Source organism: Achromobacter sp. Marseille-Q0513 (assembly GCF_018195695.1).
Taxonomy (GTDB): domain Bacteria; phylum Pseudomonadota; class Gammaproteobacteria; order Burkholderiales; family Burkholderiaceae_B; genus Achromobacter.
The window spans coordinates 1-449 of the sequence record NZ_JAGTJY010000531.1; the positions used below are offsets into that span (position 1 = coordinate 1).

At 61.9% G+C, this 449-nt stretch carries 1 protein-coding gene; it reads left to right on the forward strand.

Annotated elements, in window-relative coordinates:
* Nucleotides 1–115: 115 nt before the first annotated feature.
* Nucleotides 116–449 (forward strand): flagellar basal body rod protein FlgB (locus KDH83_RS31630; protein WP_249205485.1); only part of this gene is annotated, 334 nt, incomplete at its 3' end.

Sequence of the window (449 nt, forward strand, 5' to 3'; positions counted from 1 at the left end):
GTTGAAGGCCATTCATGGCGAAAGTGGGTCCGTCCGGATCTTAACCCCTTATTAACCATACACACGGCAAATTCTGCCTACCTGAGGCGCTGCGCTTCGGGCCGAGGGCAGGCCGATGGCGATCACCGATCTTCCGATGTTGTCCATGCTTCGCACCAAGATGCAGTGGCATCAGGAGCGGCAGCGCGTTCTTGCGGATAACGTCTCAAATTCAGACACGCCGAAGTTCAAGCCGCGCGACCTGGTGGAACCCAAGTTCGACCGTGGCGGCCCCGTGACCGGCTCAATGCCGTCGCTGTCCATGGCGCGCACCAGCGCCGGGCATATCCAGGCAACCGGCGTCAGCGAGAATTTCGGCTCAAGCAACCGGGGCGGCTACGCGACGCGGCCCGCGGGCAACGCCGTCAATCTCGAGGACGAGATGCTGAAAGTCTCCGCCAACCAGGGAG